Genomic DNA, 15,015 nt, shown 5'->3' with positions numbered 1-15,015 from the left:
TGCTACCACGGCTCTCTCCACCGAGGCGAGGGGCGCCGAAGGGCAGGCCGACGCGGAGGTCCTACGCCAGGGATGGCGTCGGTAGCGTACAGGGAAGTATTCACAGCGCCTCCGCAAAGGTCTGCCCCGAGGAAACGCCCCGGGCAGACTCAGATGACCCAGATCGACTTCTACGTCCTCCCCGATACCACCCTGGAGGCGCGCCTCGACTTCGCCTGCCGGCTGGCCGAGACCATCCAGCGCAAGGGCTATCGGCTGCACCTGCACGCCGAGGACGAGGCCATGGCCCGGGAGCTGGACGAGCGGCTCTGGACCTTCCGCCCCGACGCCTATGTGCCTCACGCCCTGCTGGGCGAGGGGGAAGGAGAGGCCGGGGCCGCCCCCGATCCGCGCATACCGGTCACCATCGGCTGGGAGGCGCCGCCCGCCCCGGACCAGGCCGTCCAGGCGCTGCTCAACCTCGCCCCGGGCATTCCGGAGTGGTTCTCGCGCTTCGAGCGGGTCGCCGAGATCATCAACCAGCACCAGGCGGTGCTGGTGGCCAAGCGCGAGTGCTGGCAGACCTACAAGAAGCGCGGCTACCCGGTAAAGGCCCACCAGCTGCGCGGCTAGGCAGTTTGCTCGCGGCTGCTCCGTCGATAAGCCTTCGAGGGGGCGCCATAAACCCCTCCCTGGGGGCTACCTAGACCCTCCCTGGTCCACGGACCCCCTCTTCGGCTTATCCCCGGCGCCGCTCGCAGATAGCCAGCCCGGCTGACGCTGGGCGCCTGGTCGCGCTATAATCGGGCCCATTTTTCATCGCCCTCTCCTGCCGTCCGGCCCCCTGGCCGGCGGTGATCATTTCTGGACCCGGAACGCCCATGGACAAGACCTACCAACCCGAGCAGATCGAATCCCGCTGGTACGAGCGCTGGGAGGCCGATGGCCGCTTCGCCCCCTCCGGCGAGGGCGAACCCTACTCCATCATGATCCCGCCGCCCAACGTCACCGGCAGCCTGCACATGGGCCACGCCTTCCAGGACACCATCATGGACACCCTGATCCGCTGGCGGCGGATGCAGGGGCGCAACACCCTGTGGCAGGTGGGCACCGACCACGCCGGCATCGCCACCCAGATGCTGGTGGAGCGCAAGGTCGCCGCCGAGGAGGGCAAGAGCCGCCACGACCTGGGCCGCGACGCCTTCATCGACAAGGTGTGGGAGTGGAAGCAGGAGTCCGGCGGCCATATCACCCGCCAGCTGCGCCGCATGGGGGCCAGCGTCGACTGGTCCCGCGAGCGCTTCACCATGGACGACGGCTTCTACCAGGCGGTCCAGGAGGTCTTCGTGCGCCTCCACAAGGAGGGGCTGATCTACCGCGGCAAGCGGCTGGTCAACTGGGACCCGACCCTGCACACCGCCATCTCGGATCTCGAGGTGGAGAACCGCGACCAGCAGGGCCAGTTCTGGCACTTCCGCTACCCGCTGGCCGACGGCGTGACCACCGATGACGGCAAGGATTACCTGGTGGTCGCCACCACCCGCCCGGAGACCCTGCTCGGCGATACCGGGGTGGCGGTCAACCCCGAGGACCCACGTTATGCATCACTGGTCGGCAAGTTCGTGGAACTGCCGCTGGTGGGGCGTCGGATCCCCATCGTCGCCGACGAGCACGCCGACATGGAGAAGGGCTCCGGCTGCGTGAAGATCACCCCGGCCCACGACTTCAACGACTACGAGGTGGGCCGCCGCCAGGGCCTGCCGCTGATCAACGTCTTCACCCAGGACGCCAGCATCCTCGCCCGGGCCGAGGCCTTCGACATCCAGGGCCGGCCGCTGCCCGAGATCGACACGAGCCTGCCCGAGGCCTATGCCGGCCTGGACCGCTTCGAGGCGCGCAAGCGGATCGTCGCCGACATGGAAGCCGCCGGGCTGCTCGAGCAGATCGAGACGGTCAACAACACCCTGCCCTATGGCGACCGCTCGGGTGACGTCATCGAGCCACTGCTCACCGACCAGTGGTTCGTCGCCGTGGAGAGCCTCGCCAGGCCCGCCATCGAGGCGGTAGAGAACGGCGATATCCAGTTCGTGCCGAAGAACTACGAGAACATGTACTTCGCCTGGATGCGCGACCTCCAGGACTGGTGCATCTCCCGCCAGCTGTGGTGGGGCCACCGTATCCCCGCCTGGTACGACGCGGACGGCAACGTCTTCGTGGCCCGCAACGAGGTGGAGGCCACCCGCGACTACCTGGTCGAGCTCGCCCACTTCATCGAGCACGAGCAGGGCGACTTCGACACCGCCATGCGCCTGCGCGGCTTCAACCAGCTGCTGGGCAGCACCACCGAGATGACGCCCGACGCCCTCAGGACCATGGAAAAGCTGGGCGTGCCGCGCCTGACCCAGGACGAGGACGTGCTCGACACCTGGTTCAGCTCGGGCCTCTGGACCTTCGGCACCCTGGGCTGGCCGGAGAAGACCCCGGAGCTGCGTACCTTCCACCCCTCCAGTGTCCTGGTCACCGGCTTCGACATCATCTTCTTCTGGGTCGCCCGGATGATCATGCTGACCCTGAAGTTCACCGGCGAGGTGCCCTTCAAGCAGGTCTACGTCCACGGCCTGGTACGCGACGGCCAGGGCCAGAAGATGTCCAAGTCCAAGGGCAACGTGCTCGACCCCATCGACCTGATCGACGGGATCGAGCTCGAGACCCTGGTCGAGAAGCGCACCGGCAGCCTGATGCAGCCCCAGAAGGCTAGGGCCATCGAGAAGGCCACCCGCGGTGAGTTCCCCGAGGGCATCGAGCCCCACGGCACCGACGCGCTGCGCTTCACCTTCCTCTCCCAGGCCACCACCGGGCGCGACATCAAGTTCGACATGGGCCGCCTGGACGGCTACCGCAACTTCTGCAACAAGCTGTGGAACGCCTCCCGCTACGTGCTGATGAACGCCGAGGGGGAGGATACCGGCCTGGGGGGTGAACCGGTCGAGCTGTCGCTGGCCGACCGCTGGATCATCTCGCGCCTGCAGCAGACAGAGGCCCAGGTGACCCTGGCGATGGAGGAGTTCCGCTTCGACCACGCCTCCCAGGCGCTCTACGACTTCGTCTGGAACGAGTACTGCGACTGGTACCTGGAGCTCTCCAAGCCGGTGCTGTGGGACGACGGCGCCAGCGCCGAGGCCAAGCGCGGCACCCGTCGCACCCTGGTGCGCGTGCTGGAAGCGATCCTGCGCCTGGCCCACCCGATGATGCCCTTCATCAGCGAGGAGATCTGGCAGCGCGTGGCGCCCCTGGCCGGCACCTGGCAGGGCGAGGGCGATTCGATCATGGCCCAGGCCTGGCCCAGCGCCCAGCCGGAGAAGATCGATGACGCCGCCGAGCGGGACATCGAGTGGCTCAAGGGCGTGATCGTGGCGATCCGCAACATCCGCGCCGAGATGAACATCGCCCCGGGCAAGCCGCTGGACGCGCTGCTCACCAAGGGTGGCCCGGACGACCCAGCGCGCCTCGAGGCCAACCGCCGCTTCCTGGCCAAGCTGGCCAAGCTCGAGAGCGTCACCTGGCTCGACGACCCGAGCAAGGCGCCCCTCTCGGCCACCCAGCTGGTGGGCGAGATGGAGGTGCTGGTGCCGATGGCGGACCTGATCGACAAGGACGCCGAACTCACCCGCCTGGGCAAGGAGATCGAGAAGCAGGACAAGCTGATCGGCGGCATCGAGAAGAAGCTCGGCAACGAGAGCTTCGTGGCCAAGGCGCCGGAGGCCGTGGTGGAGAAGGAGCGCGCCAAGCTCGCGGACTTCCTGGCGGCGCGGCGCCTGCTGGTGGAGCAGCGCGACAAGATCGCCGCGCTCTGACCGACCCCGTCGGCGTCTCAGCCAGCGGCCCGCCCTCGGCGGGCCGCTGGTCGTTCGGGGCCTGCCCCCGCGGCAGCGCTGCCGCGGCCATGTTGCAGTCGCGTTAAGAAACGCTGTTCTGCCAAATCCCGTTCCTCTAGAATGGGACGCCACACCCACCGACCCGCCACGCCTCGATGCCTCAGACCAACTCGACCTTCGCGCTTGGCCGCCTGCTGATCTTCAACCTGCTGGGCGCGCTGCTGGTGTTCTCCTGGCTCTCACCGGACCTGCTGTTCTGGACCGAGCTGGACGACGCCGTGTTCTTTACCACCAACGCCTGGCTGCACGAGGGGAACCCGGCCTGGGTGTGGCTGGTGGCGGCCACCAATGCGCGGCTCTTCGATGTGATCAGCCTGGTGGTGCTGCTGCTAATCTACCTGTGGGCCATCTCCCGGGACCCGCTGCGCGAGCCGAGACTGCTCCGCTGGGGCGGCATCGGCATCACCATGCTGCTGGTGGCGGTCTTCATCGCCCAGGGCGTGCGCCTGGTGATCGACTACTCTCACCCCAGCCCCACGGTGGTCTATCAGGAGGTCAATCGGGTCACCGAACTGGTCGGCTTCTCCACCAAGGACAGCTCCGGCGCCAGCTTCCCCGGCGACCATGGCGTCAACCTCTTCCTGTTCACCGCCTTCATGTGGCGCTTTGCCGGGCGCAGGGTGATGCTGGTGAGCCTGGTGGCCGCGGTGATCCTCAGCGCCCCGCGCATCCTGAGCGGCGCCCACTGGTTCAGCGACGTCTACTTCGGCGCCATCGCCATCAACCTGATCATCGCGCCCTGGTTCCTGCTCACCCCGATCGGGCCGGCCATGGCCCGCGGCATCACCGCAGGCATGGCCAGGGCCCAGGCGCTGCTGCCGGGCCGGTAGAGCGCGGGCACCTCATAGGCCAGGTCGCGAGGGGCGCCGGGGACAGGGCGAAGGGGAGGTCCTATGCCAGGGATGGCATCGGTAGCGTACAGGGAAGTATTCACAGCGCCTCCCCGTAGCCCTGTCGACGGATCAGCCCCGAGTTGCCATGCCACCGGAGCGTTCGCCTAGTTGGCCTTGCGCCAGCCGCCCAATACCCGCTGATCGGGGCCGAAGAAGACCAGCCGGTCATGGTCGATCAGGTAGCGGTAGGCGGTCTCCAGCATGCCGGTCACCCGGGCCGCGTCCTCGCCCTGGGGGCAGGCGCGCCGGGTGGTGGCCAGCTGCGAGAACTCGATGCGCTGGCTCTCGCCCAGGCGCGCCTGTCCCATGATCTGGTTGCAGCCGTCGCTGCCGGTGACGCTCCCGTCGGCCGCGATGCGAAACCAGGCGGGCTCGGGCAGCGAGAGCCGCTCGTCGGTGCCCACCAGCAGCAGGTTCCAGCGCTGTTCCACCACCGGGCCCGAGAGGCTCACCTCGCGCTCCGGCGGCGCATCGGGGCGGCTGCCGCAGGCCGCCAGCAGGGCCGCGGCGGCCATCACCAGGCCCAGGCGGGCCACAACTGTCATCTTCATGGGTCGTCGTTCTTCCTTGTCGCGTGGCCGGCGGCCTACCAGCTGCCGGTGTTTTCCATGGAGGCCCAGGGTTCCCGGGCGGGGAGCGGGTCACCCTTCTGCAGCAGCTCCACCGAGATGCCGTCGGGACTTCTGACGAAGGCCATATGGCCGTCCCGGGGCGGGCGGTTGATGGTCACTCCGGCGTTCTGCAGCTTCTCGCAGAGGGCGTAGATATCGTCGACCCGATAGGCCAGGTGGCCGAAGTTGCGCCCGCCGGTGTACTCCTCGGGATCCCAGTTGTACGTGAGCTCCAGCTCCGGCGCCTTGAGTTCGGCGGAGCGCGACTCGTCCTCGGGGGCGGCCAGGAAGACCAGGGTGAAGCGCCCCTTGTCGTTCTCCTTGCGGCGCACCTCCTTCAAGCCCAACAGGTCGCAGTAGAAGCGCAGCGAGGCGTCGAGGTCGCTGACGCGCACCATGGTGTGCAGGTACTGCATGGCCAACTCCTTGTCGTTTACAGCGAAACCATCAAGGGGAACGGGGCTTTACTGGCGCCCCTCGACTATCGCTGAGTCAGTTCGGATCAGTGAGTGTACTCGTTGAAGATCTCAGGCGTGCGGTCGTCTCGGTGCCAGCCCAGCACCCGGTAGTCGTCAACGCGCCCGGTCTCCATGCCCGGCGAGCCATGGGGCATCCCCGGCACCGCGAGGCCCGCCACGTCCGGGCGCTCCTCCAGCAGGCGGTGGATGTCGGCCGCCGGCACATGGCCCTCGATCACGTAGCCATCGACCATGGCGGTATGGCAGGAGGCGAGCTCGGGGGTCAGCCCCTGCTCGATCTTGATGGCGCGCATCTCGCGGGTCTTGTGGCGCTCCACCGTGAAGCCCTCGGCCTCCAGGTGTTCGGCCCAGGCGCCGCAGCAGCCGCAGTTGGGATCCTGGTACATCTCGACCACGGGCCCCTCGGCCAGGGCGGGAGCCGTCAGCATCGCCAGCAGGGCGCCGGTGGCCAGGGGGAGAGTCATTCGCTTCATCGCAGTCGCTCCGCGGTGATAGGGTAATGGCACGATTGTCGGCGTCGACGGGGTCCTTGCCAAGGGGGCGGGATCACGTCAGCTCGCGACCTGGAGCCCCAGCATGAGCCACTACTGTGACCTGGCCCCGGGCCATCCGTTTCACGGCCCCTACCATGACCACGAATATGGCTTCCCGGTGGCCGAGGATACCCCCCTCTTCGAGCGCCTGGTGCTGGAGATCAACCAGGCCGGGCTCTCCTGGCTCACCGTGCTGAAGAAGCGCGCCGCCTTCCGGGCCGCCTTCGACGGCTTCGCCATCGACCGGGTGGCCGCCTATGGCGAGGCCGAGCGCGCCCGCCTGCTGGCCGACGCCGGCATCATCCGCAACCGCCTCAAGGTCGACGCGGTGATCCACAACGCCGGGGTGATCCAGGCCCTGCGCGAAGAGCACGGCAGCCTCGCCGCCTGGCTCGACCACCACCACCCGCTGCCCCATGCGGAGTGGGTCCGGCTCTTCAAGCGCACCTTCCGCTTCACCGGGCCGGAGATCACCGGCGAGTTCCTGATGAGCACCGGCTACCTGCCCGGCGCCCACCGCGACGACTGCCCGGTGCAGGCGCGTATCCTCACCGCCGGGCCGCGCTGGGTAGAGCGATGAGTCACTGAGCGAGGAGCGCCGGGGGCAGGCCGAAGAGGGGGTCCGAGGACCAGGGATGGTCAAGGTAGCCCCCAGGGAGGGGTTCATGGCGCCCCCTCACAGGCCTGTCGCCGGATCAGCACCGGGCCAAGGACCTCAACGGCAAAAGGGAACCCAGCCCCCGCCCGTGGCATCATAGCCGAGCACTCTCAGCGAGGAACGCCTCCCGATGGATTCGATTACCCAGGCCGCCCTGGGGGCCGCCGTGGGCGGTGCCGTGCTGGGCCGCCGGCTGGGCCGCAAGGCGGTGCTGATCGGTGCCGTGCTCGGCACCCTCCCCGACCTGGACGTGGTCATCGACTACGGCGATGCCGTGGCCAACGTCACCGAGCACCGCGGCTTCTCCCACTCGCTGTTCGTACTGGCGGGGCTGGCCACGGCGCTGACGCTGCTCTCCGCCCGCTTCGCCCCGGCCCGGGATATCTCCCTGGCGCGCTGGGGGGCCTTCTTCGGGCTCTGCCTGCTGACCCACCCGCTGCTCGACGCCCTGACCACCTACGGCACCCAGCTCCTGTGGCCGCTGGACACGCCGCCCGCGGCCTACCCCATCGTCTTCATCATCGACCCGCTCTACACCCTGCCGCTGCTGGTGGGCATCGGCATGGCGCTGGCCACCGGCAACGGGCGGCGCGGGCCGGCCTGGGGGCTGGCGCTCTCCAGCGCCTATCTGGTGTTCGCCTTCGGCGCCAAGCAGCTGGTGGAGCACCGCCTGGAGCCGGTGCTCGCCGAGCGGGGGCTTGCCGAGGCCCCGCGGCTAGTCCAGCCGACCCCCTTCAACACCCTGCTGTGGCGCGTCACGGTGGTGGATGGCGACGAGCACCATGAGCTGCTGGTAGGGGTGCTGGATGGCGAAACCCCGCCGCTGGTGGAGTCCTATCGCCGCGGTGCCGAGCTGGAGGAGGCGGCGCTGGCGAGCGAGCGAGGCGCGCGGCTGGCCTGGTTCGCCGGCCCCTTCCTGCGCTACGAGTCCCTCGAGCTCGACGGCCGCGAGACCCTGGTGGCCACCGACCTGCGCCTGGGCTTTCCCGGCTTTCACCCCTTCGCCTTCACCCTGGCCACCCGCGACGGCGATGGCTGGACGCCGGTGGCGACCTCCGAGCAGCTCGAAGCCCCCTCCCGGGGCAACCGAGAAGCGCTCTCGCGCCTGGCCGGGCGCATACTGGCCCCGGAACCGGCGCTCTGCACCAGCGACTTCGTCGCCGCCGGCTGGGCACTGGAGACCCCGGAAACCTGCTGAGGCAGGCAGGCTCCACACAGGCAGCGGGGCGGCCGAATGGCCGCCCCGCTGCGTCGTGTCGTGTCGGCTACCGCACGGGTGCCTGCCGCCTTACAGGCGCTCCACCAGGCCGTCGATGGCCTGACGGGCCTCCTTGAGGGCCGCGTCCCGCTTGCCCTCGCCCATGGCGAGCCCTTCGGCGAAGACGGTATCCACCTCCTTGATGCCGATCATGCCCAGCATCAGCTTGAGGTGCGGGGTCTGGGTATCCATCTCGGTGCCGGCATACTGGCCACCGCGGGCCGCCAGGATCACCGCCCGCTTACCCTCCACCAGGCCCTGGGGGCCGTTCTCGGTGTAGCGGAAGGTCACGCCGGCGCGCATCACGCGGTCGAACCAGGCCTTGAGCTGGCTGGGGATGCCGAAGTTGTACATCGGCACCGCCAGCACCACCACGTCATGGTCGCGCAGCTCGGCGATCAGTGAGTCCGAGCGAGCGGCCAGCTCGCGCTGCTCGGGGCTGCGCTCCTCCTCGCTGACCTGCCAGCTGCCCAGCTCGGCCAGGGCCAGGTGGGGCAGCTCGTCGGCCGCCAGGTCGCGACGGGTCACCTCGACGCCGCGGCCCTGGGCCTGGGCGGTGAAGTGCTCGGCCAGGGCCTTGGACTGGCCGTTCTCGCCGAGGATGGAAGAAGTGATCACGAGGGTACGAGTGGTCATGGGGACCTCCTGAATATCAGTCATCGGTACGATGGCCAACATGATAGATGCATTTTTTGCCACAAAAAGCGCAAAAATCCGCACCCCACGTTCGATATAAACGAAAGCACGACTAAGCGAGCCTGAAGCCCATTGGCGCGTCGCGAGCGAACACGGGTCGCGTGCGGCCGGAGCGCAGTTTCCGGAGTTGACTGTGTGCTCAATGAGGATAACGAGCACCGCCCGCGCGCGAGCTGTGGAGCGCAGCAGCGCCCATGGTGCTTCAGGGGGCGATGCCCTGGCCGCAGCCCCGATACTGCTCCCCCTCGACGCTCAGGGTCACCCGCGCCGGGAAGGGCTCGCCGCTCATGTCGTCCAGGCAGGCGCCGGCCTCGATGCGCAGTTCGAAGGGCGTGTCGCCGCGGCCGCTCTGCAGGATCACCCGCCCGGCGCCGTTGTCCAGGGTGGTGACCCGATAGGGCAGCGTCTGCTCCCGGGTACCGTAGTCCAGGGTCAGGGTCGCCTCGGGGCGGTCATTGGCCAGGTGCACCATCCAGCCCGGCTCGTTGCCGCGCCCCTGGAACATCACACCGGGACGCTGCTGACGGGTCAGCGCCTGGCGCTGCATGTAGGCCTGGCACTCGAGCCGTCCCCGGGGCGTCTCCACGATGGCCGCATCACCCCTGTTCCAGAAGCTGACCTGGCCGCCCTCGTAGCGGGCACCGCTGGCCACCACCGCCGGCTGGAGACGCCAGGCACCGTGCGCCGACCAGAGTCTCAGCTCACCCTCCGGCCCCTTCGGGTCGGCGGTGACCAGCGACTGGTCGGGCGTGCAGCGCCAGGAGGTGAAGCTCTCGGCGTCGCCGGGGAAGAGCACCGAGGGCAGCAGCGGTGCCTGGCCTCCCGGGGTGATCGGCGCCGGCGAGGTGGCGGTGGCACAGCCGCCGAGCAGCAGGGCCAGGCCGAGGGCGGCGGGAGCGAGAAGGCGGGACATGGCATCTCCTTGCGAGGATAGTGGTTCCGTGATCCGCCGAGCATAGCAGCCGTCACGCCCGCCGGCCGCTCCCGCTGGCTCAACGCTGCCCTCCCGCCGGCCCTCGCCGTCAGCCGTGGCGCCGACGCAGCCGCTCCGCCGCGGCCACCATGTTGGCCAGGGCCGGCTCCACCTCCTCCCAGCCACGGGTCTTCAGCCCGCAGTCGGGATTGACCCAGAGCCGCTCCACCGGGATGCGCTCGGCGGCCTTCTCCATCAGCGCCACCATCCAGTCGACCTCGGGGATATTGGGCGAGTGGATGTCGTAGACCCCGGGGCCGATCTCGTTGGGATAGGCGAAGTCCTGGAAGGCATCGAGCAGTTCCATGTCGGAGCGCGAGGTCTCGATGGTGATGACGTCGGCGTCCAGCGCCGCGATGGCGGCGATGATGTCGTTGAACTCCGAATAGCACATGTGGGTATGGACCTGGGTCTCGTCCCGGACCCCGGCCGCCGTGAGCCGGAAGCACGCCACCGCCCAGTCGAGGTAGCCCTGCCACTCCCCCTGGCGCAGGGGCAGCCCCTCGCGCAGGGCGGGCTCGTCGATCTGGATGGCGCGGATGCCGGCCGCCTCGAGGTCGAGGACCTCGTCGCGCAGCGCCAGGGCGATCTGCCGGCAGGTGGTCTCCCGGGGCTGGTCGTCGCGCACGAAGGACCACTGCAGCATGGTCACAGGCCCCGTGAGCATGCCCTTCATCGGCCGGTCGGTGAGCGACTGGGCATAGCGGCTCCAGCGCACCGTCATGGGGCCGGGGCGGCTGACGTCACCGACGATCACCGGCGGCTTGACGCAGCGCGTGCCGTAGCTCTGCACCCAGCCGCTGCGGGTGAAGACATAGCCCTCCAGCTGCTCGCCGAAGTACTCCACCATGTCGTTGCGCTCGGGCTCGCCGTGCACCGGCATGTCGAGGCCCAGCGCCTCCTGGCGGGCCACGGCATGGGCGATCTCCTCGCGCATGCGGGCCTCGTAGGCCTCCCGGGAGAGCTCGCCGGCCTTGAGGGCGCGGCGGGCGGCGCGGATCGCGTCGGTCTGGGGGAAGGAGCCGATGGTGGTGGTGGGGAACAGCGGCAGCCCGAGCGAACGCCGCTGGGCCAGGGCGCGCTGCGGATAGGGGCTCGCGCGCTCATGGTCCACCGGCTCGACGCCTGCCAGGCGGTCGGCCACCGCGGGGCGGTGGAGTCGCGGGGAGTCGCGGCGGGCCTGCAGCGCCAGGGTGGCGGCCTCCAGGCGCTGGCGGTCGACCTCGGTGGCGCGGCCATCGAGCAGGCGTGCCAGGGTGGCCACCTCGTCGAGCTTCTGCCGGGCGAAGGCCAGCCAGCTGGCGAGCTCCGGGTCCAGCCCGGTCTCGCGCTCGAGGTCCACCGGCACATGCAGCAGCGAGCAGGAGGGGGCGACCCACAGCCGCCTGCCGAGCCGCATGCGCGCCTGGGCCAGCCGCTCGCGGAGCAGCGCCAGGTCGGCCCGCCAGACGTTGCGCCCGTCGATGGCCCCCAGCGAGAGCACCTTGTAGGCGGGCAGCCGGTCCAGCACGGCCTCGAGCTGTGCCGGATCACGCACCAGGTCGACATGCAGGCCCGCCACCGGCAGGTTCACGGCGAGGCCGAGGTTATCGCCCAGGCCGCCGAAGTAGCTGGCCAGCAGCAGCTTCACCGGCGCCCTGCCGAGCACGCTGTAGGCGGCCTCGAAGGCCTGCTGCCAGGCCCGCGGCAGGTCCTGCACCAGGGCCGGCTCGTCGAGCTGCACCCACTCCACGCCCCGCTCGGCCAGGCGGGCGAGGATCTCGCCGTAGACCGGCAGCAGGGCCTCCAGCAGCGACAGGCGGTCGAACGCCTCGCGACCCTTCTCCTTGCCCAGCCACAGCCAGGTCAGCGGGCCGAGCAGGGTCACCTTGACCGGGTGGCCCGCGGCCAGGGCCTCGTCGACCTGGTCGAAGAGACGCGAGCTGGCCAGCCGGAAGGCCTGGCCGGCATGGAGTTCCGGCACCAGGTAGTGGTAGTTGGTATCGAAGAACTTGGTCATCTCGCAGGCCGCGGCAGGCTCGCCGCGGGGCGCCCGGCCCCGGGCCATGCGGAAGGCGGTGTCCAGGTCCACCTCGCCGGCGGCCAGCTCGACCTCGGCCGCGAAGCGCGCGGGGACGGCCCCCAGCATCACCGAGAGGTCCAGCACCTGGTCGTAGAAGGCGAAGTCGCCCACCGTCACCAGGTCGAGACCCGCCTCGCGCTGGGCCGCCCAGTGGCGGGCACGCAGTTCGCGCCCCACCCGCTCCAGCCCCTCGCGGTCGAGCTCGCCCCTCCAGTAGGCCTCGGTCGCCCGCTTCAGCTCGCGATTCGCCCCGATGCGGGGATAGCCGGAAACATGAGCGATAGTCATGATAAAGTCCTTTCTTCATGAATGATTCGACGAAGTCTGGCTGGCCCCGCGTTGTGAATCAAACTAAACTTCCTAATCTTCAAGATGAAAGTGGCTCACACAGATGCTGGAACTTCGCCATCTCCGCACCCTGGTCGCCCTGCGCGACGCCGGTTCCCTGGTGGAGGCCGCCGAGCGCGTGCACCTGACCCAGTCCGCCCTCTCTCACCAGATCAAGGACCTGGAGGAGCGGCTGGGCAACCCCCTGTTCGTGCGCAAGACCCGGCCGGTGGAGTTCACCCGCGCCGGCCAGCGCCTGCTGACCCTGGCAGAGCAGGTGCTGCCGCTGGTGCGCATGGCGGAACGCGACCTGGCGCGGCTGGCCGGCAACGAGCAGGGGCGGCTGCACATGGCCATCGAGTGCCACAGCTGCTTCCAGTGGCTGATGCCGACCATCGACCACTTCCGCGACCACTGGCCGGAGGTGGAGATCGATATCCCCGGCGGCCACCACTTCGACCCGCTGCCGGCCCTGGCCCGCGAGCAGCTCGACCTGGTGATCACCGCCGACCCCCAGCCGCTGCCGGGCATCCACTACGAGCCACTGTTCCGCTACGAGGGGCTGCTGGCCGTGGCGCGCCAGCACCGCCTGGCCGGCCAGGCGTTCGTCACTCCGGAGGAGCTGGCCGACGAGACCCTGATCACCTATCCGGTGGAGCACTCGCGGCTGGATGTCTTCACCCAGTTCCTCGAGCCGGCCGGGGTGCGCCCCAGGGAGATACGCACCGCCGAGCTGACCATCATGATGATGCAGCTGGTGGCCAGCGGACGGGGGGTCTGTGCGCTGCCCAACTGGGCGCTCACCGAATACCTGGAGCGTGACTACGTGAAGGCGGTGGCGCTGGGCGAGAAGGGGGTGTGGAGCACGCTGTTCGCGGCGATCCGCGAGGAGACCCGACAGGCGCCGTGGATGGAGGACTTCCTGCGCACCGCCAGGGAGACCTCCTTCGCGGTGCTGGAGGGGGTCAGGCCGGCGTAGGGGCCGGCCCCTCCCCGGGGCCCTGGCCGGGGCGCTGGGGCAGCAGCAGGGTGAAGCGCGCCCCGCCGAGCTCGGGGCTCTCGTCCACCGCCACGCTGCCGCCGTGCCAGGCCATGACCTTCTGGACGATGGAGAGCCCCAGGCCGTAGCCGCCCGAGCTGCGGGTGCGGCTGTCGTCGAGCCGGGCGAAGGGCTTGAAGATCGCCAGCCGCTCGCCGGCCGGCACCCCGGGGCCGTCGTCCTCCACGTCGATGCGCACCAGCCGCGGCTCGGCATGCAGGCGAATCACCACCCGCGAACGGGCGTGACGGCAGGCATTGGCCACCAGGTTCTGGAGGGCACGCTGCAGGTAGCGAGGCTCGGCCATGGCCTCGACCTCGGGCCCCTCGGCCAGGGCGATGGCCAGGTGGCCATGCAGCGGACTCAGCGCCTCGATCACCCGCCCCGCCATGGCGCGGCCATCCACCAGGCTGGCCTCCATCTCGCGGCCGTTGACCGCATCGCTGCCCAGGCGGGCGTAGGTGAGGATCTCGTCGATCAGGCCATCGAGCTCCTCGATGTCGCCGTCGATACCCTGCAGCTGGCGACGGATCGCCGGGTCGTCGGTCATGTCCTCGACCATCTGCACGGCGAAGCGGATGCGCGCCACCGGCGTGCGCAGCTCGTGGGAGACCGCGCGGATCATGTCCTGCTGGGCGCGCAGCAGCGACTGCACCTGGGTCGCCATGCCGTTGAAGGCCATGCCCAGCCGGCCCAGGAAGTCGCCGCTCTCCACCTTGACCCGGGTGTCCAGCCGCCCCGCCGCAATGCGCGTGGCCGCCAGCTCCAGGCGGGCCATGCGTGCCTCCACGCCGCGCACGATCAGGTAGATGGTCGCCCCCAGCACGGCCAGCAGGATCACCACCAGCAGCAGCTGCAGCGAACCGGGCATCGGCTCGAAGGCCTCCACCGGGCCGATGGCCAGCCAGGTGGCCGACCCCGCCGCCTGGGGCAGCGCCAGATACATCGCCATGGACCAGCGGCCAGGCAGCAGGCGGATCACCACCTCGCCGTCGGCCAGCCGGTTGAGCTGGTAGGCATCCAGCCCCGAGGGCGCCGCATCGCTCAGGCTCACCGGGATGCTGCCGCGGGACACCCGCTCGAGGCGGGCATGGCGCTCGTCGGCGGGTACCTCGGCGAGCCACTCGCCGAGCAGCTCGGTGAGCCCGCGCAGCTGGTGCTCGCTGAGGCTCGCCAGGTCCACCTGCAGCAGGCGTTCGCCGCCGGCCAGCAGGTACTGCAGCCGCCAGCCCTGCTCGCCGCGCGAGTGCACCAGCACGCGGTCGCGCTCCAGGCGGGCGCGGGCGAAGTAGTTGAGGGAGACGGCCTCGACGGGCAGCACCGTGGGGGTCATGTCCAGCCGTCGGGCCCGGGAGGCCAGCCAGTCGCCGTGGGCCTCGGGCGGCAGGGTCGCGAGCCGCTCGGCGAGCAGGCGCATGGGTGCCTCGGCGAGCTGCTCGCGATGGTGCTCCCGGCGCACCTGGTCGACCATGGCCAGCCCCAGCAGGGCCAGGCCGAAGGTCAGCAGCAGCGCCAGCGCCAGCAGCACATAGACACGCAGGAAGGTGCTGTCGGCCAGGGCCCGCCGCATGG

The 15,015-nt window shown here is 69.8% G+C and carries 13 protein-coding genes; 6 read left to right on the top strand and 7 right to left on the bottom strand.

Annotated elements, in window-relative coordinates; all coding sequences use genetic code 11:
* Positions 1-153 precede the first annotated feature (153 nt).
* The 3 genes from BDK63_RS11550 to BDK63_RS11540 all read left to right on the top strand — a co-directional run bounded on the left by BDK63_RS11550 (position 154) and on the right by BDK63_RS11540 (position 4,744).
* Complete coding sequence (locus tag BDK63_RS11550) at positions 154-612, top strand: DNA polymerase III subunit chi (protein ID WP_183332075.1); 459 nt, start codon at positions 154-156, stop codon at positions 610-612.
* 248 nt (positions 613-860) lie between these two features.
* Positions 861-3,833, top strand: a complete 2,973-nt coding sequence (locus BDK63_RS11545; protein ID WP_183332073.1) for a valine--tRNA ligase — start codon at positions 861-863, stop codon at positions 3,831-3,833.
* A 176-nt stretch (positions 3,834-4,009) separates the two neighbouring features.
* Positions 4,010-4,744, top strand: coding sequence for a phosphatase PAP2 family protein (locus BDK63_RS11540; protein ID WP_183332071.1), 735 nt, complete (start codon positions 4,010-4,012; stop codon positions 4,742-4,744).
* 167 nt (positions 4,745-4,911) lie between these two features.
* Here the strand turns inward: BDK63_RS11540 and BDK63_RS11535 are convergent, their stop codons facing one another.
* The 3 genes from BDK63_RS11535 to BDK63_RS11525 form a co-directional block, all read right to left on the bottom strand.
* Positions 4,912-5,352, bottom strand: a complete 441-nt coding sequence (locus BDK63_RS11535; RefSeq protein WP_183332144.1) for an META domain-containing protein — start codon at positions 5,350-5,352, stop codon at positions 4,912-4,914.
* 41 nt (positions 5,353-5,393) lie between these two features.
* A complete protein-coding gene (gene gloA, locus BDK63_RS11530; RefSeq protein ID WP_183332069.1) occupies positions 5,394-5,834 on the bottom strand; it encodes a lactoylglutathione lyase in 441 nt (146 codons plus the stop codon).
* An 86-nt stretch (positions 5,835-5,920) separates the two neighbouring features.
* Entirely contained in the window at positions 5,921-6,370 is a 450-nt protein-coding gene (locus BDK63_RS11525) for a DUF411 domain-containing protein (RefSeq protein ID WP_183332067.1), read from the bottom strand.
* Between the two features lie 103 nt (positions 6,371-6,473).
* Between BDK63_RS11525 and BDK63_RS11520 the strand changes: the two genes are divergently transcribed.
* Both BDK63_RS11520 and BDK63_RS11515 read left to right on the top strand, forming a co-directional pair.
* Positions 6,474-7,010 carry a DNA-3-methyladenine glycosylase I gene (locus BDK63_RS11520; protein ID WP_183332065.1) on the top strand — a complete coding sequence of 179 codons (537 nt, stop codon included), beginning with the start codon at positions 6,474-6,476 and terminating at the stop codon, positions 7,008-7,010.
* Between the two features lie 208 nt (positions 7,011-7,218).
* Positions 7,219-8,286, top strand: coding sequence for a metal-dependent hydrolase (locus tag BDK63_RS11515; protein WP_183332063.1), 1,068 nt, complete (start codon positions 7,219-7,221; stop codon positions 8,284-8,286).
* A gap of 90 nt (positions 8,287-8,376) precedes the next feature.
* Here BDK63_RS11515 and BDK63_RS11510 read toward each other — a convergent pair whose 3' ends face one another.
* The 3 genes from BDK63_RS11510 to metE form a co-directional block, all read right to left on the bottom strand.
* A complete protein-coding gene (locus tag BDK63_RS11510) occupies positions 8,377-8,982 on the bottom strand; it encodes an FMN-dependent NADH-azoreductase (RefSeq protein WP_183332060.1) in 606 nt (201 codons plus the stop codon).
* Positions 8,983-9,244: 262 nt separating this feature from the next.
* Positions 9,245-9,955, bottom strand: a complete 711-nt coding sequence (locus BDK63_RS11505; RefSeq protein WP_183332058.1) for a COG3650 family protein — start codon at positions 9,953-9,955, stop codon at positions 9,245-9,247.
* A gap of 109 nt (positions 9,956-10,064) precedes the next feature.
* Entirely contained in the window at positions 10,065-12,365 is a 2,301-nt protein-coding gene (gene metE, locus BDK63_RS11500; protein WP_183332056.1) for a 5-methyltetrahydropteroyltriglutamate--homocysteine S-methyltransferase, read from the bottom strand.
* 103 nt (positions 12,366-12,468) lie between these two features.
* Between metE and BDK63_RS11495 the strand changes: the two genes are divergently transcribed.
* A complete protein-coding gene (locus BDK63_RS11495; protein ID WP_183332054.1) occupies positions 12,469-13,383 on the top strand; it encodes a LysR family transcriptional regulator in 915 nt (304 codons plus the stop codon).
* On the opposite strand, the gene BDK63_RS11490 is transcribed toward BDK63_RS11495, so the two are convergent.
* Complete coding sequence (locus tag BDK63_RS11490) at positions 13,370-15,013, bottom strand: ATP-binding protein (RefSeq protein ID WP_183332052.1); 1,644 nt, start codon at positions 15,011-15,013, stop codon at positions 13,370-13,372. The two genes, BDK63_RS11495 and BDK63_RS11490, sit on opposite strands and share 14 nt — an antisense overlap.
* Positions 15,014-15,015 lie beyond the last annotated feature (2 nt).

The sequence above is a fragment of the Halomonas campaniensis genome (assembly GCF_014193375.1).
Lineage (GTDB): Bacteria > Pseudomonadota > Gammaproteobacteria > Pseudomonadales > Halomonadaceae > Halomonas > Halomonas campaniensis.
Note: the sequence above shows the minus strand (reverse complement) of the source record. Positions and strands in the feature narration are given on the sequence as shown.

Coding starts and splice junctions, on each gene's coding strand:
- BDK63_RS11525 (WP_183332067.1), bottom strand. CDS start 6,370: ATGAAGCGAATGACTCTCCCCCTGGCCACCGGCGCCCTGCTGGCGATG.
- BDK63_RS11515 (WP_183332063.1), top strand. CDS start 7,219: ATGGATTCGATTACCCAGGCCGCCCTGGGGGCCGCCGTGGGCGGTGCC.
- BDK63_RS11495 (WP_183332054.1), top strand. CDS start 12,469: ATGCTGGAACTTCGCCATCTCCGCACCCTGGTCGCCCTGCGCGACGCC.
- gloA (WP_183332069.1), bottom strand. CDS start 5,834: ATGCAGTACCTGCACACCATGGTGCGCGTCAGCGACCTCGACGCCTCG.
- BDK63_RS11535 (WP_183332144.1), bottom strand. CDS start 5,352: ATGACAGTTGTGGCCCGCCTGGGCCTGGTGATGGCCGCCGCGGCCCTG.
- BDK63_RS11510 (WP_183332060.1), bottom strand. CDS start 8,982: ATGACCACTCGTACCCTCGTGATCACTTCTTCCATCCTCGGCGAGAAC.
- BDK63_RS11520 (WP_183332065.1), top strand. CDS start 6,474: ATGAGCCACTACTGTGACCTGGCCCCGGGCCATCCGTTTCACGGCCCC.
- BDK63_RS11505 (WP_183332058.1), bottom strand. CDS start 9,955: ATGTCCCGCCTTCTCGCTCCCGCCGCCCTCGGCCTGGCCCTGCTGCTC.
- BDK63_RS11545 (WP_183332073.1), top strand. CDS start 861: ATGGACAAGACCTACCAACCCGAGCAGATCGAATCCCGCTGGTACGAG.
- metE (WP_183332056.1), bottom strand. CDS start 12,365: ATGACTATCGCTCATGTTTCCGGCTATCCCCGCATCGGGGCGAATCGC.
- BDK63_RS11490 (WP_183332052.1), bottom strand. CDS start 15,013: ATGCGGCGGGCCCTGGCCGACAGCACCTTCCTGCGTGTCTATGTGCTG.
- BDK63_RS11550 (WP_183332075.1), top strand. CDS start 154: ATGACCCAGATCGACTTCTACGTCCTCCCCGATACCACCCTGGAGGCG.
- BDK63_RS11540 (WP_183332071.1), top strand. CDS start 4,010: ATGCCTCAGACCAACTCGACCTTCGCGCTTGGCCGCCTGCTGATCTTC.